Origin of the sequence: Isoptericola sp. F-RaC21, assembly GCF_038593535.1 — a bacterium.
GTDB lineage: Bacteria > Actinomycetota > Actinomycetes > Actinomycetales > Cellulomonadaceae > Isoptericola.
This window is the reverse complement of the sequence record NZ_JBCFYX010000003.1, coordinates 1-16866: the sequence shown is the minus strand read 5'-3', so window position 1 is coordinate 16866 and position 16866 is coordinate 1. Positions and strand designations below refer to the sequence as shown.

Below are 16866 nucleotides of genomic sequence, written 5' to 3'. Positions count from 1 at the left end.
CGGCACGATTGGTACCTCCCGGGTCAGCGCTGGCGACCGTGCCGGCGCTCGGGCTCGCGGGGGCCGCGGCGGGCGAGATAGCGCTGCCGCAGCCGCACCACGACGAACCACAGCACGAGCAGGCCGATGACCACGAGGACGGCGTCGGAGATGATGCCGCTCCACTGCTCCAGCACGGGCTCGATGGCGGGGCCGAACGCGTAGCCGAGCCCCACCCAGATGCCGTTCCACACGCCGGAGCCGATGGCGGTGTACATCGTGAACGACCAGAACGGCATGCGTTCGATGCCCGCGGGGATGGAGATGAAGCTGCGCACCAGGGGCACGCAGCGCCCCACGAGCACGGCGACGCGGCCCCACTTCGCGAAGAACGCCTCGGCCTTGTCGAAGTCGGAGCCGTCCATGAGGGGGATGGCGTCGACGATGGCGCGGGTGCGGTCGCGCCCGAGCAGCCACCCCAGGTACCACCAGATCCAGGCGCCGACGACGGCGCCCGCGGTGGCCGCGAGGATCGCGAGCCAGGCGTTCATCTGCCCGTCGTAGGCGAGGAAGCCCGCGGCGGGCAGCACGGCCTCGGACGGGATGGGCGGGATGAACGTCTCGAACAGCACCGCGGCGCCCACGCCGACCTCGCCCAGCGTGACCATCAGGTGCAGCACCCAGCCGATGAAGCCGTCGTACCCCGCGGCCGGGTCGGTGGCCGAGGCGGCCGCGGCGACGGCCGTGCCGGTCGACGACGCGAGGCCGGTCATGCGCCGGCCCCGGCGTCGAGGGCGGCACGGGTCGCGGCGACGACGTGCGGGTCGGTGACGTCGTAGCCGCCGGTGCCGCCGCCACCGGGGCCGCCGTCGGCGACCACGGTGCGCCGGGCGGAGAGGTGCACGGCGTGCACCCCTGCGCCGACGAGCGCGGGCACGTCCTCGACCCGGACGCCGCCGCCCGCCATGATCTCGACGCCGAGCTCGCGGCCGCGGGCCGCGAGCGCCGCCAGCACGTCGAGGGCCTCCCCGGCGCGCGGGGCGCCGCCGGAGGTGAGCACGCGGCGCACGCCCGCGGCCGCGAGCGTGTCGAGGACGGCGACCGGGTCGGGCACCTGGTCGATCGCGCGGTGGAACGTGACGTCGGCGCCGCCTGCCGCGGCGACGAACGCCGCGAGCGCCGCGGTGTCGACCACCCCGTCCGCCGTCATGGCGCCGACGACGACGCCGTCCGCGCCCGCGTCGAGCGCCGAGCGCACGTCGCGCACCTGCACGTCGACCTCGTCGTCGGCGAAGACGAAGCCGCCGGCCCGCGGGCGCACGAGGACGTGGACGCCGACGCCCGCGCCGCGCAGCGCGTCCGCGACGGCGGCGACCATGCCGGTCGACGGCGTGAGGCCGCCGGTGCCGGCGAGCGCCGCGCACAGCTCGAGCCGGTCCGCGCCGCCCGCCGCGGCGACCCGCGCGCCCGCGACGTCCTGCACGGCGATCTCGAGGGCGACACCCCGCTGCGCGGGGGCGACGGGCGCCAGGACAGGCTCGGGGACGGGGTCTGTCGCGGGGCCGACGGACGCCGGAACGGGCACGTCGTCTTGCAGGCGATCGGTCACGGCCGCGAGTCTACGGGGGCGCAGGTGTGCACCACCGGGGCGACCTGTGACGGGACCGTGCCCGTCGAGGTGCCCGTCGACGTGTCCGTCCGGGATGGCAGGATCGCCCGGTGCCCTCCTACCGCGTGAGCCTCGCCGTCGGCCTGCTGCAACCGGGCGTCGACCCCGCCGACGTGCTGCCCGCCGCGGCGGACGCGGCCCGCGAGCTGGTCACCGTCGAGGCGTACGACGTCGGCGTCGTGCGCGGCCGGGCCCGCATCACGGTCCGCTTCACCGCGGACGACGACGCCGCCGCGCACCGCGTGGCGGACGCCGTGCACGACAGGGTCGACGCGCTCGCCGACACCTTCGGCGCCACGCTCACCCGGCGGTGGGGCGGCCGCTGGCAGCCCGCCTGACACGGCCGAGAGCACGGCCGAGCCCGCCGGCCCCGGCAGGGCGGCGGGCTCGTCGTGCGGGCGGTGCCGGGTCTCCCCGGTGCTCACTGCCCGAAGGCCTCCAGCAGGTTCCGGCGCTCGGCGTCCGTGAGGTTGGTGCTGACCAGGGTCGCGTCGACCCCGTGCAGCCGCTCCGCCAGCCGGTCGGGGTCGATCGGCTCGGTGACGACGAACAGCGCCGACGTGCCGGGCACGATCTCCTTCTTCATCGTCTCGAGGTCCTTCGCGGTGATGCCCACGTCGGACAGGGACTTCGAGATGCCGGCGATGGCGGCGCCGGCGGCGGCGCCCAGGATCGGCAGGAAGAACAGGGCCCCGAGGAGCAGACCCCAGAACGCGCCCCACCCCGACGCCTTCGCCGTGTCGTCGTGGTCGCCGTGGGTGCTCGGCTTCTTCGCGTCCTCGGGCCAGCTCACGACCGCGTGGTCGATGATCTTCACCAGGCCGTCCGCCTCGCCGCCCTTGACCGCCTGGAAGGCGCGGTCGGCCGCACCCGGGTCGTCGAACTTCCAGACCGTGAAATTCGCCATGCGTTCCTCCCCAACCCAGTCCGGGCCCGTTCCCGGCTGGTGGTCATCCTGGCAGCGTGAGCAGGCCGCGCAACCGGGCCGGGCGGTCAGTACCGTGGGCCCATGACCTCCTCCCCCGTCGATCCCACCACCACGACGTCCTGGGGCGACCTGTACGCCCACTACCAGGAGTTCCGGGGCGACCTGCGCGGCTGGTTCGCCGACGACCCGGGCCGCGCCGAGCGCATGACCCACGTCGCCGGCGACCTGCACGTGGACCTCTCCAAGAACCTCGCGACCGACGAGACGCTCGGCCTGCTGGTCCGCCTCGCCCAGGAGGTGCGCCTGCCCGAGCGCATCGAGGCGATGTTCGCCGGCGAGCACATCAACGCCACCGAGGACCGCGCCGTCCTGCACACCGCCCTGCGCCGCGCGCCCGGCACGCAGCCGCCGCTGGTCGTGGACGGCCAGGACGTCGACGCCGACGTGCAGGCCGAGCTCGACAAGGTGAGCGCGTTCGCCGACCAGGTCCGCGACGGGTCGTGGACGGGCGTCACGGGCAAGCCCGTGCGCACCGTGGTGAACATCGGCATCGGCGGCTCGGACCTGGGCCCGGTCATGGTGTACGAGGCGCTGAAGCCGTACGGCCGCACGGGCAGCGACGCCCTCGAGGTGCGCTTCGTCTCCAACATCGACCCCACCGACGTCGCGCAGAAGACGGCGGACCTCGACCCCGAGACCACGCTGTTCATCGTCGCGTCCAAGACGTTCGGCACGCTGGAGACCCTGACCAACGCGCGCCTCGCCCGGGCGTGGCTCTGGGAGCGCCTCATCGCGGCCGGCGTCATCGAGGACGACCCCGACGCCAAGCAGGCCGCCGTCAAGGCGCACTTCGTGGCCGTGTCCACGGCCCTGGACAAGGTCGCCGACTTCGGCATCGACCCCGCCAACGCGTTCGGCTTCTGGGACTGGGTGGGCGGCCGCTACTCGGTCGACTCCGCGATCGGCACCTCGCTGGCGATCGCCTTCGGCCCGGACGTCTTCCGCGACCTGCTGGCCGGGTTCCGCGCCGTCGACGAGCACTTCCGCAGCACCCCGTTCGAGGCGAACGTCCCCGTCCTCATGGGCATGCTGAACGTCTGGTACGTCAACTTCCTCGGCGCCCACACGCACGCCGTGCTGCCGTACGCGCAGCAGCTGCACCGCTTCCCGGCGTACCTGCAGCAGCTCACGATGGAGTCGAACGGCAAGTCGGTGCGCTGGGACGGCTCCGCCGTCACCACGCAGACGGGCGAGGTCTTCTGGGGCGAGCCGGGCACCAACGGCCAGCACGCCTTCTACCAGCTCATCCACCAGGGCACGCGGCTCATCCCGGCCGACTTCATCGCCGTCGCCACCCCGGCCTACCCGCTCGCGGACGGCGGCACGGACGTGCACGAGCTGTTCCTCGCCAACTTCTTCGCCCAGACCAAGGCGCTCGCCTTCGGCAAGACGGCGGACGAGGTGCGCGCCGAGGGCACGGCCGAGGAGATCGTGCCCGCCCGCGTGTTCTCCGGGAACCGGCCGACGACGTCGATCATCGCGCCGGCGCTCACGCCGTCGGTGCTCGGCCAGCTCGTCGCGCTGTACGAGCACATCACCTTCGTGCAGGGCGCGGTGTGGGGCATCGACAGCTTCGACCAGTGGGGCGTGGAGCTGGGCAAGAAGCTGGCGCTGGAGGTCGCGCCCGCCGTGTCGGGCGACGACGCCGCCCTGGCCGCGCAGGACTCCTCCACGCAGGCCCTCATCCGCTACTACCGGGAGCACCGCGCCTGACCGCGGCGGTCGAGCCTGTCGAAACCCCCGCGGCAGGTTTCGACGGGCTCAACCAGCGGGGACCTGGCACCGCACGTCGTCGTAGCTTGCCTGGTTGGGCAGCTCGCCCGGCGCGTAGACCAGCCGGACGACGCCGGTCGGGAAGGCCTCGGAGGCCAGCAGGGTGAGCGGGTAGATCGGCTCGCCCTCGTCGAAGAGGCGCTCGCCGTGGCGGGCGGCGACGGGGTGCACCAGCAGGCGCAGCTCGTCGAGCAGGCCGGCGGCCAGGAGCTGCCGCACGACCGACAGCGAGCCGGGCACGAGGATCTTGTTCACCCCGTCCTCGGACTTCAGCGCCTCGACGGCGGCCGCGAGGTCGCCGTCGAGGCGTTCGACGTGGCGCCAGCCCAGGTCGTGGTCGGACCGGGTGACCACCACCTTGCGCATGTTCCCGAGCCGCTTCGCGAACGCCGCGTCCTCCTCGCCCGCCTCCTCCCGCTCGGGCCAGGCGCCGGCGAAGCTGTCGTACGTGACCCGGCCGATCAGCAGCACGTCGGTGCCGGCGTAGTCGTCGTCGACGGCGCGCGACATGTGGTCGTCGAAGTACGGGAAGTGCCACGCGGGATCGATCTCCGCGACGCCGTCGAGCGAGATGAAGAGGGTCGAGACGACCGTGGCCATGGGGGTGCCCTTCCGACGACTCCGGCGGAGGGACGACCTCCGGCCCTGGGGACATCATCGAGGCGGCGCCCGCCGCCCGCACCTAGGATCAGGGGCCATGCCCGCCCTGGACCCCCGCGCGATCCTGGACGCGCGTCCCACGGGTCGCCCGTCGGTGGGCGTCATCGTGGCGATCGCCGTCTCGTCGGTGTGCCTCCTCGTCGCGCTCGTCGTGACCTCGGCGGAGGGACCGACGTTCGTCGAGGGCCTGCTCCTCGCCCTGCTGCCGCTCCCGCTGCTCCTGGCGGGCGTGCTCGCCCTCGACCGCCTCGAGCCGGAGCCGCCGGACGCCCTGGTACTCGCGTTCCTGTGGGGCGCGGGCGTGTCCGTGCTGGTCGCGATGGGCATCAACACCGCCGGGCTCACCCTGCTGTGGACGCCGCTGCTCGGCCAGGAGGAGGGGTTCGTCGCGACCGCGGTGCTCACCGCGCCCGTCGTCGAGGAGACCCTCAAGGCGCTGGTGCTCGTGGGGATGCTGTGGTTCCGCCGGCACGAGCTCAACGGGCCCACCGACGGCATCATCTACGGCTCGCTGGTGGGCCTCGGGTTCGCCACGGTCGAGAACATCCACTACTACACGACCGCGGGCCCCGACGGCCTGGCCGCGACGTTCGTCGTGCGCGGCCTCCTGTCGCCGCTGGTCCACCCGCTGTGCACGTCGCTCACCGGCCTGGGGATCGCGACGGCGGCGCTCGCCCCGCGCGGCTGGGCCCGCGTCCGGCCGGTGCTGCTCGGCCTCCTCGGCGCGATGACCTACCACGCGCTGTGGAACGGTGCCGCGTCGCTCGGCCTCGCGGCCGTCGTCGCCGTGTACCTGCTGGGCCTGGGGATCGTGGTCGGGCTGCTCGTCGTCGTGCGCCGCGACCGTGCCCGCATCGTGGCGCTCATCGGCCAGCACCTGCCGCAGTACGGGCCGCTCGGCGCCGTCGCGCTGCCGGACGTCGTGATGCTCACGTCGCTGGCGCGGCGCCGCCGCGCCCGCGCCCAGGTCCGCGCCGCGGGCGGCCCCGGCCCGGCCCGCGCGATGCGGGACTACCAGCAGGCCGCGACCGAGCTGGCGATGCTGCACCGCCGCCTCGACCGCGGGGCGGTGGACCGGGCCGCGTTCGAGCGGCAGCGCGGCACCCTGGTCGCGCTCATGCTCGCGGCACGCACCGTCGTCACGCCGCTCTGGCGCCCCGACGCTCCGCCCCGCTGAGACCCAGCATGATCACGCCGCCCACGGCGAGGTGCTCGGCCAGGAGCAGCACCGTCGCGCCGGCGTTCGCCGCCCCCAGCGGCCCCAGGAGGGACACCAGGAGGACGGCGCCGCTCAGCCACAGCCAGGCGGCACGACCGCCGTGCGGGCGGCGCAGCAGGAGGGCGCGCACGCCCCAGCCGCCCAGGGCCGCCGTGAGGCTCGTGGCGATCACCAGGGAGATCGTGACCTCGAGCGTGCCGGACCCGGCCCGCACCTGCGGGTCGACGCCGGCCAGCGTGCCGACCAGGAACACCACCGCCCCGGTCAGCACCGCTCCCACGACGACGGTCCGCGGGCGGTTCCACCAGGACCGGTCGCGCCACGTGCGCCCGGCCGGCCCGCCCGGCGTGCGGCCCTGCGTCGTCCGGCCGTCGGTCGTGCTCCGCGTCGCGTCCATGTCGTCCCCTCCTCGGCGCCGGCACCCTGCCGACACCCCGACGCTCCCGCACGCCGGGCCCCGCGCGCGCCCTGCCGTGGTCGGTCGTGCCCGGGACGTCGGGCGGCCGCACCCCCGACTTTTGTCGGTGTCGCGGCACGACGGCCCGCCGTAGCGTCCCGGTCATGACCACCACCGCCACCGCATCGCACGCCGCCGGGCCGCCGCCCGACCAGGGCCCGCCGCCGGTCCCGCGCGGCGTCCTCGCGACCGCCTGGGGGCTCGTCGCCGTCCTCACCGCCGCCGCGACGGCGGCCGTCGTGACCGCCACGCCGGACACAGGCTCCGTCGTGGGCACGACGCCGCAGGTGCCGGCGGCCGTCGACGTCGCCGTCGCCCTCGCGGCGGTCGCGCTGGTCCCGCTGCTCATGACGCGCCGCAGCGTGGCCGCCGCGCTCGCCCTCGCCGCCCTGGCCGCCGTCTCGGGGGCGGCGACGCCCGCCTCCACGGTCGCGACGCTGCAGGTCGCGCGCTGGTACCCGGTGCGCACGGCGGCGTGGGTGGCGGGCGCGGGGGTGCTGGGGCACGCCGTCCAGGCGCTGTGGCGGCCGGTGAGCCTGCCTCTCGGCTGGTGGCTGCTCTGCGACGTCGCGGTGCACGCGGCCCTGTTCGGGTGGGGCGCGTACGGTCGCGAGCGCGCCCTGGTGCTGTGGTCGCTGCGCGACCGGGCGCGGCGCGCCGAGGCGGAGCAGGAGCGGCGCGTCGCGGAGGCGCGGACGGCCGAGCGCACCCGCATCGCCCGCGAGATGCACGACACCCTCGCGCACCGCCTCTCCCTGCTGGCCGCGACCGCCGGCGCGATGGAGTACCGCCCGGACGCCGACCCGGCGCAGCTCGCCGCCGCCGCGGGGCGGGTCAGGGCCGGCGTGAGCGACGCCCTCGAGGACTTGCGGCAGGTGATCCGCCTGCTCCGCGCCGGCCCGGAGGACCTCGGCCCGGTGCCGGTGCTCGACGACGTGCGCCGCCTCGTCGACGACGCCCGAGCCGCCGGGAACGACGTGACCTACGAGCGCGTGGGGGACGACACCCCGCCCCCGGCCGTCGCGACGGCCGTGTTCCGCGTGGTCCAGGAGGCGCTGACCAACGCGCGACGGCACGCGCCGGGCGCCGCCGTGCGGGTGTCGGTCACGACGGGGTCGGGCGAGGCCCGCGTCCGGGTCGTCGACGACGGCGCCGCGCCGGGCGCCGTCGCCCCGGACGGGGTCGGCACGGGCACGGGGCTGGTCGGCCTGCGGGAGCGGGCCACGCTGTTGGGCGGCACCTTGTCCACGGGCCCGGACGCCGGCCCCGACTCGGGCTCCGAGGTGTCGCGCGGCTTCGCGGTGGAGGCGTGGCTACCGTGGGACGCGTGACGACGACGCCCGGTCCAGGCCCGCTCCCCGCCGCCGGCCCGGCGGACGGTGCCGCAGCGGGGGCCGCTCCCGTGCGGATCGTGCTGGTGGACGACGACGCCCTGGTGCGCGCGGGCCTGCGGCTCATGCTCGACGGCGCGCACGGGATGCGGGTCGTGGCGGAGGCGGCCGACGGCGCCGACGTCCCCGCCGTGCTGGACGCGCACCCGGCCGACGTCGTGCTCATGGACCTGCGGATGCCCGGCGTGGACGGCATCGCGGCCACCCGGCGCGTCCGCGCCCGCCCGTCGCCGCCCGCCGTCGTCGTGCTCACCACCTTCGACACCGCCGAGGAGGTCGGCGGCGCGCTGCGCGCCGGGGCCGCGGGCTACCTGCTCAAGGACATGCCGCCGGCCCGCATCGCCGCCGCCGTGCACGCCGCCGCCTCGGGCGAGCCGGTCCTGGCGCCCGACGTCGCGCGCCGCCTCATGGCCGCCGTCGCCGGGTCGGACGGGTCGCGCGACCGCGCCCGCGCCGCCCTGGACGCCCTCACCGCGCGCGAGCGCGACGTCGCCGTCGAGCTGGGCCGTGGAGCGTCGAACGCCGACATCGCCGCCACGCTGTACCTCAGCGTGCCCACCGTGAAGGCGCACGTGTCGAGCGTGCTCGAGAAGCTGGGGCTGGAGAACCGCACGCAGGTCGCCCTGCTCGTGCACGACGCCGGCGAGGCCTGACGATCAGCCCGCGGTCGTCCGCTCCGCGCGGGCGAGCCCGTCGGCCTCCGGCGCGAGTCCGAGGAACTCCGCGACGCGCGGGCCGGCAGGCGCGCGCAGGAGCACGTCGGGCGCGTCCACCTGCAGCAGGCGCCCGGCGTCCATGACGGCGACGCGGTCGGCGACGGTGAACGCCTCGTCGTGGTCGTGCGTCACGAAGACGGCGGTGGTGCCGGTGGCCTTGAGGGTGTCGCGGACGTCGACGGCGAGCCGCTCGCGCAGGCGGCGGTCGAGCGCGGACAGCGGCTCGTCGAGCAGCAGCAGCCGCGGCCGCGGCGCGAGCGCGCGGGCCAGGGCGACGCGCTGCTTCTCGCCCCCGGAGAGCGTCGCGACGGAGCGTCCCTGGTAGCCGGCCAGGCCCACGTCGTCGAGCAGCGCCGCGACCCGTGCGGACCGCTCCGCACGCGACAAGCCCTGCGTCTCGAGCCCGTAGGCGACGTTGCGCCCGACGTCGCGGTGCGGGAACAGCTGGCCGTCCTGGAAGAGCAGCCCGAAGCCGCGCCGGTGCACGGGCACCCCCGCGAGGTCCTCGCCGTCGAAGGCGACGGTGCCGCCCGCCAGCGGCTCCAGCCCGGCGACGGCGCGCAGCAGCGACGACTTGCCGCAGCCGCTGGGCCCGAGCAGCGCGACGATCTCGCCGGCGGCGACGTCGAGCGACACCCCGTCCACCGCGACCGACCCCGGCCGGCGGCGCGTGGCGCCGTACCGGACGACGGCGTCGCGCACGGCGAGCCCCGCAGTCTCGCGGACCTGCTCCATCAGAACTCCCCTCCGGGCCGGTCGCCGCGCAGGCGCTCGGCCACCATCATGACGGTCGCGGTGAGCACGGCCAGCACCACGGACGCCGCGAGCGCCATGCCGTAGTTCTCGGCCCCGGGCCGCCCGATGAGCCGGTAGATCACCACGGGCAGCGTCGCGGTGTCGGGGCGGGCGAGGAACGACGTCGCGCCGAACTCCCCCAGCGAGACGGCGAACGCGAACCCGATCGCCAGCCCGAGCGACCGCGCGCCCAGCGGCCCGTCCACCGTGCGCAGCACGCGCCCCGGCGCGGCGCCCAGCGTGGCGGCGGCCTCGCGCAGGCGCGGGTCGATGGCCCGCAGCACGGGCAGCATCGTGCGCACCACGAGCGGGATCGCCACCACGGCCTGCGCGATCGGCACCAGCGCGCCCGACGTGCGCAGGTCGACGTCGAGCCCCAGCGGACGGTCCAGGGTGATGAGGAAGCCGAAGCCCACCGTCACCGCGGAGACGCCGAGCGGCAGCATGAACGCGGCGTCGAGCACGCCGACGGCGCGCCGCAGCCCCGCCCGGCGCGGGCGGCGCGACACGACGAGCGCCACGAGCCCGCCCACCACGACGGCGATCACCGCCGCCCACGCGGCGGTGCGCAGCGAGTTGCCGAGCGCCTCCCACACCGTGACGGTCAGCGCGTTGCGCCCGCCGGTGGTGCCCAGCGCCACGTAGTTGTCCAGGCCCCAGGACCCGTCGGGCGCCCGCAGCGACCGCGAGACGAGCCCCGCCATGGGCAGCACGAGCAGCCCCGCCACCACGACGGCGGTGGCGAGCGCGGGCCAGAGGTCCCCGCCGGCCCGCAGCCGCAGCCGGTGCGCGGACGCGCGGTCGCCGGTCAGCTGCAGCGCGCGCTCCCGCCGCGCCCGGGCGCGGGAGCTGACCAGCAGCGCCCCGGCGACGACGACGAGCTGCAGCACGGACAGCACCGCCGCCGAGCGCAGGTCGAGGAACTGGGTGGTGCGGGTCCAGATCTCCGTCTCGATGGTGCCGTAGCGCAGGCCGCCGAGCACCAGGACGACGCCGAACGCCGTCGCGCAGAACAGGAACACCACCGCCGCGGCGGACGCGATCGCCGGGCCGAGCGCCGGCAGCGTCACGGTGCGGAACGCGCGCCACGGCGTCGCGCCGAGCGCGCGGGCCGCCTGCTCGGCCCGCGGGTCCAGGCGCTCCCACATGCTGCCCACGGTGCGGACCACCACGGCGTAGTTGAAGAACACCAGCGCGAGCACGATGCCGGCGAAGCTCTCCTCCAGGTGTGCCCAGCCGAGCAGGCCGCCGGGCGCGAAGAGCGCGCGGAACGCGACGCCGACGACGACGCTCGGCAGCACGAACGGCACGGTCACCAGGCCGCGCACCAGCGTGCGGCCGGGGAACCGGCACCGGTACAGCACGTACGCGCCGGGCAGCCCCAGCAGCACCGACAGCACCGTGCCGGCGAGCGCCTGGGCGAGCGTCTGCCCGACGATCCGCCACGTGCGCTCCTGGGACAGCACCTCGGCGAACCCGGACAGGTCGAGCGTCCGCCCCGCCGCTGTCTCGGTGAAGAACCCCTGCAGGACCAGCGACACCACCGGCCACGCGAAGAAGACCGCCAGGAAGCCCAGCGGGAGCGCGACGGCCGCGCCCCAGCCGAGCCACGCGCCCCAGCGGCCCGCGCGGACCCCGCGCGTCAGCCGACGACGGTCGACGTCCACTGCTCGATCCACTCGTCACGGTGCGCGGCGACGTCCGCGGGCGCCACCTCGAACGGCTCGTCGGCCAGGGGCGCGAACTGCTGCCAGTCGGCGGGCAGCTCGACGTCGGGGTCGGCCGGGTACATGTACATCTGGCCGGGGACGTCGGCCTGGAACTCGGGCGAGGTGAGGAAGTCGACGAGCTGCTTCGCGCCGTCGACGTTGTCGGAGCCGGCGAGGACCCCCGCGTACTCGACCTGCCGGAAGCAGGTGTCGAGCATCGCGCTCGTCGTGGAGGACTTCCCGTCGTCGCTCAGCGTGAACGCGGGCGAGGTGGCGTACGACAGGGCGATCGGCCGCTGACCGCCCTCGCCGGCCCCGGAGAAGTCCACGTAGTACGCGTCCTCCCAGCTCTCCGCCACCTTCACGCCGTTGTCGCGCAGGTCGGCCCAGTAGGCCTCCCAGCCGTCCGTGCCGAAGGCGCCGACCGTCGCGAGCAGGAAGGCGAGGCCGGGCGACGACGTCGCCGGGTTGGTGACCACGGTCAGGTCCTTGTACTCCGGCTTCGCGAGGTCCTCGAGCGTCACCGGCGGGGCGACGTCGTGCTTCTCGAACCACCCGTCGTCGAGGTTCATGCAGACGTCGCCCATGTCGATCGGCGTCAGCGTGCCGGCCAGGTCGTCCGGGGCGTACGCGGCGACCGCCGGGTCCAGGTCCGCCGGCTGGTACGCCTCGAACACGCCCGCGTCCACGGCGCGCGACGCGTACGTGTTGTCGACGCCGAAGACGACGTCGCCCAGCGGCGCGTCCTTGGTGAGGACGAGCTGGTTGACCAGCGTGCCGGCGTCCCCCGGGGCCACCTGCTCGACCGTCAGGCCCGACTCCTTCTCGAACGCGGCCAGCACGTCGTCCGAGACGGCGAACGAGTCGTGCGTGACGAGCGTCAGCGTCGACGACGCCGTCGCGCTCCCGTCCGGCGACGCCCCGCCGCCGCACGCCGCCAGCAGCGGCAGCAGGGCGACGGCTCCGGCGGCCGCGGCCACCCGGGTGGTCCTGTGGATCATGCTGTCCTCCTCACGGTGCGAGAAGGGGGTCCTGCGGGCGCCCGGCACCGTCGTGGTGCGGCCTCCCGCAGGGAACGAGATTCCCGACTTCCTCCACCGGTGCTAACCGGGTCAGGTTCGAGGGTCTGCGGCGGTCCGCACTCTCAGCGCCGGTGGCGCTCCCCTGTCGTATCAGCACGAGCCTACCCGTCGACGCCGCGCTACCGTGGTCCCGTCCTCGGCTCCGGGGTGTGACGTGCCTGACGTGCCGTGACACCGCCCGACGGCCGTGGGCGCCGTACGACGCGCGGGCCACACCGTGGCCGCGTGGGGACCGACCGAGGGAGAGCACGTGACGGACACCGAGCAGCCGCTGGGCGTGAAGGTCGGCACGGTGGTGCTGACCATCGCCGCCGGATGGGTCGCGCAGAAGCTCATCGGCGTGGTCTGGGAGAAGGCGACGGGCAACGCTGCCCCCACCAACGTGGACGACGACGAGCTCTCCGTCGTGCAGGCCGTCACCTTCGCCGCGGTGTCGGGCGGCGTCGCGGTGCTCGCGAAGCGCCTCGCCCGCCAGGGAGCCGTGCGCGCGGCGGCGCGGTTCGTCCCCGGTCGCTGACCGACGGCGGCCCCGGCCGCCGGCCGAGCCCTCCCCGCTGGTCGAGCCTGTCGAGACCCGTCAGTGGCTCGCGCGGGGCCGCCGACGGGCGAGCTGCGCGTCGTGGCCGTGCGGCCGGTCCACCGGCCGGACGGCGGCGAGCGCCGCGCTGAGCCGGTCCGCCGCGTCCTTCGCGGGCGGCGCCGCGCGCACCACCTCGGCGGCGGTGAGCGGTGCGTCACGGTCCCCGACGGGCCGCGCGAGCATCTTCATCACCTGTTCCCCCGCCGACTGGGCGGAGACGCCGACCTGTGCGCCGACGTCGCCGAGCACCTCGGTGGCGACGGACTCGTCCACGCCGCAGACCGCCATGATGGCGCCCTTGGCCTGCTCGGAGGCCGCGGCGGCGACGAACGCGCGGGAGACGGCGCGGTGCGCCTCCCGTTCCAACGCGTCCCGGACGACCGGGCTGGCGTCGATGACGTAGCCGACGATCTGCGACGACGCGCCGTCGGCCCCGTGCCGGGCCTGGCCGGTCACGACGACGGTGTGGGTCCGGCCGTGGTCGTCGACCACGCGGTGCGCCCCGGAGAACGGTCGCCCGGCCCCGAGCGCGACGGCTGCCGTCCGGGAGAGCCGTTCGCGGTCGTCGGGGTGCAGGTGAGCGCGCAGCACTTCCGGCCCGGGCGTGACGGTGCCGGGCTCGCGGCCGAAGATCCGGAAGACCTCGTCGGACCACCACCACTCGCCCGTGCCGACGTCGACCCGGTACTGGCCCACGAGCAGCTGGCTCCCGGCACCGAGCAGCTCCGCGAAGGCGACGAGCTCGCGGCGCGGTGCGTCGTTCGGCGTGGACATCGAGGCTCACCTCCCAGTGCCGTGCAGCTGGGTCGGGGGCGCGATGCTCCCGGCTTCACCACGGTACCGGGACGGCACGACGATGCCACCCCACGGTGCACGTCGGCGCGGGTGGAATCGTGGCCGCACCCCGGCGGGGTCCGTGCCGCGGTCCCACCCGCGCCGGCGGGCGTCGACCTCCGCGCCTGATCAGGCGGGGGTCGCGGCCGCCGCCTCCCGCTCGCCCGCGAGCTCGGCCTTCTCGGCCGCGACCGCCTTGCGGTGCTGCCCGAACGAGTACACGACGGCGGCCGCCCAGGCGACCGCGACGATCCCGAGCACGAGGGTGCGCACGCCGTCGCTCACCGGGAAGGAGTCGAGGCTCAGCAGGGTCCGCACGTTGGTGAGCACGATGATCCCGCCGACGGCGGAGCCGAGGACGCGCGGCGGCACCAGGCGCACGAGCCACGCGGCGATCGGCGCGGCGATGAGGCCGCCGATGAGCAGCGCCAGGGCCCAGGTCGGGTTGATGCCCGCCGTGCCGAGCCCGAAGAGGAAGCCGAGGCTGGCGGCGACCGCCACGAAGAACTCGCTGGTGTCGATGGATCCGATCACCTTGCGCGGCTCCATGCGGCCGCTCGCGAGGATGGCGGGCGTGCCCACCGGGCCCCAGCCGCCACCGCCCGTGGCGTCCATGAACCCGGCGACCAGGCCGAGGGGGGTGAGGAACCGCTTGCGCAGCGGCTGCCCGAGGCGGTCCGTGCGCAGCCCGCGGAGCGTGAACCGCAGCAGCACGTACAGGCCCAGCCCCAGCAGCAGGATCGACATCAGCGGCTTCGCGATCTCGGTCGAGAGCCACGACAGGAACGTCGCGCCGGCGAACGCGCCGACGGCGCCGGGGATGCCGATCTTGGTCACGACCTTCCAGTCGACGTTCCCGAACCGCCAGTGGGAGACGCCCGACGCCAGGGTCGTGCCGACCTCGGCGAGGTGGACGGTCGCGGACGCGGCCGCGGGGTTCGTGCCGATCGCGAGCAGCAGGGTCGTCGAGGTGACGCCGTAGGCCATGCCCAGGCTGCCGTCGACGAGCTGCGCACCGAGGCCCACGAGGGCAAGGAGGACGAGTGTCCGCACGGGTGTTCCCTCCGTTTCGGCGCGGCAGCGGGTCCGCCGCGACTGAGACGAAGTTACCCGATCGGCTCTATCGGATTCAACGGTCTCACGAAACTGCCCGCATGCCGAGACGAGGATCTGGACGGCGTTCGCTCCGGCGTGGAGCGTCAGGCCTCGAGCGTGCCCGTCAGGGGTTGAGCCACGCCGACTCCTGCTCGGTGAGCCGTCGCACGACGTCGGGGATGTTCCCGGCGGCCAGGTCCGCCAGGGTCACCTGCTCCAGCACGGCCCGGACGTTCACGCGCAGCGCCACCCACACGTGCAGCAGCGACGCCGCCGCGCCGGTGTACTCGAGGTCGGACGGCCGCGCGTCGCGCACGAAGACGAGGGGCCCGTCCACGGCGCGGACGACGTCGGCGACGGTCACGCGGTCGGCCGGCCGGGCGAGGACGTAGCCGCCTCCGGCCCCGCGGCGGCTCGCGACGATGCCCTCGCGCCGCAGGTCGCTGAGGATCGCCTCCAGGAACCGGTGGGGAACCTGCTGCGCGCGGGCGAGCGCCTCGGCCGGGACCGGACCCTCGTCAGACGCGGCGAGCTCGGCGGCCGCGCGCACCGCGTAGTCCGCCTTCGCGGAGATCCTCACGGCGTCGCCTCCGCGGCCGCCAGGCTCGAGCCCGCGAGCAACGGCCCGGCGGCGCGGGCGGAGGCCGCGAACGACCCGGTCAGCGGCAGGTCCGGAAGAATGACGGCCTGGGCCGCGTGGTAGACGTCGGGCTTGCCGATCCACGTCCGGCCGGAGGGGGCGTTGTCCGTGTCGAGCTCGTGGAACCAGGAGCCGCGCTCGTGGTCCACCAGGTGGGCGTCGATCCAGGCCCACCACTCGCCGGCGAGCTCGGCATAGCGCCCCTCGTCCGTCGTGCGGTGCAGGACGTCGGCAGCGGCCGCGGCCTCGGCGGCGACCCAGTGGAAACGGCGGGCCTCCACAGGAGCGCCCGACCAGTCCGTGGTGTAGACGAAGCCGCCCTGGGGCCCGTCCCAGCCGTCGTCCACCGCCTGCGCGAACAGCTGCCGTGCCGCCTCGGTGCGCTGCCCCTCGGTCCCGCCGGCGACGTCCACCTGCAGCAGCAGGCGTGCCCACTCCAGGCCGTGCCCTGGCGTGGCGCCGTACGGCTTGAACGGGTCGTGCGGGCGGTCGGCGTTGTACTCGAGCTGCGGCTGCCAGGCCGTGTCGAAGTGCTCCGGGATGCGCCAGCCGTTGCCCGACGCCCACCCGATCACCCGGTCCGCGACCGCGGCGGCGCGGTCGAGCCAGCGGCGCTCCCCCGTGGCGTCGTGCGCCGCGAGCAGCGCCTCGACGGAGTGCATGTTGGCGTTGACCCCGCGATACGGGTCCACGTCGGACCAGTCCCGCGACCGCTCGTCGAGGTGCAGCTGGTGCTCAGCCTCCCAGAAGCGCCGGTCCAGGACGGAGAGGGCCGCCTCCAGCAGCGTCACCGCGCCCGGCGTACGCGCGACCGTGCCGGTCGAGCCGGCGAGCACGACGAACGCGTGCCCGTACGCCTGCTTCGTCCCGTCGACCGCGCCGCCCGGGCCCCGGGCGGCGAGCCAACCGCCGTGCTCGGCGTCCGCAAGGGTGCGCGTCAGGCCGCGGATCCCCCGCTCCAGCAGCTCCCCAGCTCCCTCGACGCCCAGCAGGTGCCCCAGGCCGAAGGAGTGCGTCATGCGGCACGTGATCCACAGGTGCGCGGGCTGCGTCGGGTCGACGGCGCCGTCGTCGTCGAGCCACCCTGCGGCGCCGTCCGCGCCGAGAGAGGGCCGCGCAAAGTCGAGCAGGCTCACGAAGTGTCGGGCGCGCCACGAGGGCGTGGGCCCGGTGGCAGGAAGGTGCGGTGCTCCAGTCACCCGACGAGCCTATCGGCACCGCCCCCGCAGGAGCACGGACGGCATCCCCGGGAGGACACGCGGGCCCGGCGCAGCGGTGT

Annotated in this window: 18 protein-coding genes and 1 riboswitch; of the genes, 6 read left to right on the top strand and 12 right to left on the bottom strand. The window is 75.4% G+C overall.

Going from position 1 to position 16866, the window contains the following annotated elements; translation table 11 throughout:
• Positions 1-23: 23 nt before the first annotated feature.
• On the bottom strand, positions 24-752 hold the full coding sequence (locus AAG589_RS10560; protein WP_430567219.1) for a DedA family protein: 729 nt from the start codon (positions 750-752) through the stop codon (positions 24-26).
• On the bottom strand, positions 749-1510 hold the full coding sequence (locus tag AAG589_RS10555; protein WP_430568004.1) for a copper homeostasis protein CutC: 762 nt from the start codon (positions 1508-1510) through the stop codon (positions 749-751). The genes AAG589_RS10560 and AAG589_RS10555 overlap by 4 nt, the downstream gene beginning before the upstream one ends.
• A 188-nt stretch (positions 1511-1698) precedes the next feature.
• On the opposite strand from AAG589_RS10555, the gene AAG589_RS10550 reads away from it, so the two are divergent.
• Positions 1699-1986 carry a hypothetical protein gene (locus tag AAG589_RS10550; RefSeq protein ID WP_430567218.1) on the top strand — a complete coding sequence of 96 codons (288 nt, stop codon included), beginning with the start codon at positions 1699-1701 and terminating at the stop codon, positions 1984-1986.
• 83 nt (positions 1987-2069) lie between these two features.
• Here the strand turns inward: AAG589_RS10550 and AAG589_RS10545 are convergent, their stop codons facing one another.
• Positions 2070-2555, bottom strand: coding sequence for a DUF1269 domain-containing protein (locus AAG589_RS10545; protein ID WP_430567217.1), 486 nt, complete (start codon positions 2553-2555; stop codon positions 2070-2072).
• Between the two features lie 102 nt (positions 2556-2657).
• On the opposite strand from AAG589_RS10545, the gene pgi reads away from it, so the two are divergent.
• The gene (pgi, locus tag AAG589_RS10540; RefSeq protein WP_430567216.1) at positions 2658-4349 is read left to right on the top strand and encodes a glucose-6-phosphate isomerase; all 1692 of its coding nucleotides are present in this window, start codon (positions 2658-2660) and stop codon (positions 4347-4349) included.
• A 48-nt stretch (positions 4350-4397) separates the two neighbouring features.
• Here the strand turns inward: pgi and AAG589_RS10535 are convergent, their stop codons facing one another.
• On the bottom strand, positions 4398-5009 hold the full coding sequence (locus AAG589_RS10535) for a dihydrofolate reductase family protein (RefSeq protein WP_430567215.1): 612 nt from the start codon (positions 5007-5009) through the stop codon (positions 4398-4400).
• A 97-nt stretch (positions 5010-5106) separates the two neighbouring features.
• On the opposite strand from AAG589_RS10535, the gene AAG589_RS10530 reads away from it, so the two are divergent.
• Positions 5107-6246: a PrsW family intramembrane metalloprotease gene (locus AAG589_RS10530; protein ID WP_430567214.1), complete on the top strand. Its 1140-nt coding sequence runs from the start codon at positions 5107-5109 to the stop codon at positions 6244-6246.
• Here the strand turns inward: AAG589_RS10530 and AAG589_RS10525 are convergent.
• Entirely contained in the window at positions 6209-6685 is a 477-nt protein-coding gene (locus AAG589_RS10525) for a DUF6069 family protein (RefSeq protein WP_430567213.1), read from the bottom strand. The genes AAG589_RS10530 and AAG589_RS10525 overlap by 38 nt on opposite strands.
• A gap of 164 nt (positions 6686-6849) precedes the next feature.
• Between AAG589_RS10525 and AAG589_RS10520 the strand changes: the two genes are divergently transcribed.
• Both AAG589_RS10520 and AAG589_RS10515 read left to right on the top strand, forming a co-directional pair.
• Positions 6850-8076, top strand: coding sequence for a sensor histidine kinase (locus tag AAG589_RS10520; RefSeq protein WP_430567212.1), 1227 nt, complete (start codon positions 6850-6852; stop codon positions 8074-8076).
• Entirely contained in the window at positions 8073-8789 is a 717-nt protein-coding gene (locus AAG589_RS10515) for a response regulator (RefSeq protein ID WP_446719723.1), read from the top strand. Before AAG589_RS10520 ends, AAG589_RS10515 begins: the two co-directional genes overlap by 4 nt.
• A 3-nt stretch (positions 8790-8792) precedes the next feature.
• On the opposite strand, the gene AAG589_RS10510 is transcribed toward AAG589_RS10515, so the two are convergent.
• From AAG589_RS10510 to AAG589_RS10500, 3 genes are read right to left on the bottom strand one after another with little or no spacing between them, the layout of a single operon-like run.
• Entirely contained in the window at positions 8793-9587 is a 795-nt protein-coding gene (locus AAG589_RS10510; RefSeq protein WP_430567211.1) for an ABC transporter ATP-binding protein, read from the bottom strand.
• Positions 9587-11314: an ABC transporter permease gene (locus tag AAG589_RS10505; RefSeq protein WP_446719722.1), complete on the bottom strand. Its 1728-nt coding sequence runs from the start codon at positions 11312-11314 to the stop codon at positions 9587-9589. The genes AAG589_RS10510 and AAG589_RS10505 overlap by 1 nt, the downstream gene beginning before the upstream one ends.
• Positions 11290-12357 carry a thiamine ABC transporter substrate-binding protein gene (locus AAG589_RS10500; protein WP_430567210.1) on the bottom strand — a complete coding sequence of 356 codons (1068 nt, stop codon included), beginning with the start codon at positions 12355-12357 and terminating at the stop codon, positions 11290-11292. Before AAG589_RS10500 ends, AAG589_RS10505 begins: the two co-directional genes overlap by 25 nt.
• 71 nt (positions 12358-12428) lie before the next feature.
• Positions 12429-12532: riboswitch (TPP riboswitch) on the bottom strand.
• A 156-nt stretch (positions 12533-12688) separates the two neighbouring features.
• On the opposite strand from AAG589_RS10500, the gene AAG589_RS10495 reads away from it, so the two are divergent.
• Entirely contained in the window at positions 12689-12955 is a 267-nt protein-coding gene (locus AAG589_RS10495; protein ID WP_430567209.1) for a DUF4235 domain-containing protein, read from the top strand.
• 60 nt (positions 12956-13015) lie between these two features.
• Here AAG589_RS10495 and AAG589_RS10490 read toward each other — a convergent pair whose 3' ends face one another.
• From AAG589_RS10490 to AAG589_RS10475, 4 genes are all read right to left on the bottom strand, one after another.
• Entirely contained in the window at positions 13016-13792 is a 777-nt protein-coding gene (locus AAG589_RS10490) for a PAS domain-containing protein (RefSeq protein WP_430567208.1), read from the bottom strand.
• Between the two features lie 189 nt (positions 13793-13981).
• Positions 13982-14905, bottom strand: coding sequence for a sulfite exporter TauE/SafE family protein (locus AAG589_RS10485; protein ID WP_430567207.1), 924 nt, complete (start codon positions 14903-14905; stop codon positions 13982-13984).
• 166 nt (positions 14906-15071) lie between these two features.
• Entirely contained in the window at positions 15072-15527 is a 456-nt protein-coding gene (locus tag AAG589_RS10480; RefSeq protein WP_430567206.1) for an RrF2 family transcriptional regulator, read from the bottom strand.
• A complete protein-coding gene (locus AAG589_RS10475) occupies positions 15524-16786 on the bottom strand; it encodes an AGE family epimerase/isomerase (protein ID WP_430567205.1) in 1263 nt (420 codons plus the stop codon). Before AAG589_RS10475 ends, AAG589_RS10480 begins: the two co-directional genes overlap by 4 nt.
• Between the last annotated feature and the right edge of the window lie 80 nt (positions 16787-16866).

Bases quoted from the DNA above. Each gene is read 5' to 3' on its own strand.
- AAG589_RS10560 (WP_430567219.1), bottom strand. From the start codon at position 752: ATGACCGGCCTCGCGTCGTCGACCGGCACGGCCGTCGCCGCGGCCGCC.
- AAG589_RS10545 (WP_430567217.1), bottom strand. From the start codon at position 2,555: ATGGCGAATTTCACGGTCTGGAAGTTCGACGACCCGGGTGCGGCCGAC.
- pgi (WP_430567216.1), top strand. From the start codon at position 2,658: ATGACCTCCTCCCCCGTCGATCCCACCACCACGACGTCCTGGGGCGAC.
- AAG589_RS10535 (WP_430567215.1), bottom strand. From the start codon at position 5,009: ATGGCCACGGTCGTCTCGACCCTCTTCATCTCGCTCGACGGCGTCGCG.
- AAG589_RS10530 (WP_430567214.1), top strand. From the start codon at position 5,107: ATGCCCGCCCTGGACCCCCGCGCGATCCTGGACGCGCGTCCCACGGGT.
- AAG589_RS10525 (WP_430567213.1), bottom strand. From the start codon at position 6,685: ATGGACGCGACGCGGAGCACGACCGACGGCCGGACGACGCAGGGCCGC.
- AAG589_RS10520 (WP_430567212.1), top strand. From the start codon at position 6,850: ATGACCACCACCGCCACCGCATCGCACGCCGCCGGGCCGCCGCCCGAC.
- AAG589_RS10510 (WP_430567211.1), bottom strand. From the start codon at position 9,587: ATGGAGCAGGTCCGCGAGACTGCGGGGCTCGCCGTGCGCGACGCCGTC.
- AAG589_RS10500 (WP_430567210.1), bottom strand. From the start codon at position 12,357: ATGATCCACAGGACCACCCGGGTGGCCGCGGCCGCCGGAGCCGTCGCC.
- AAG589_RS10490 (WP_430567208.1), bottom strand. From the start codon at position 13,792: ATGTCCACGCCGAACGACGCACCGCGCCGCGAGCTCGTCGCCTTCGCG.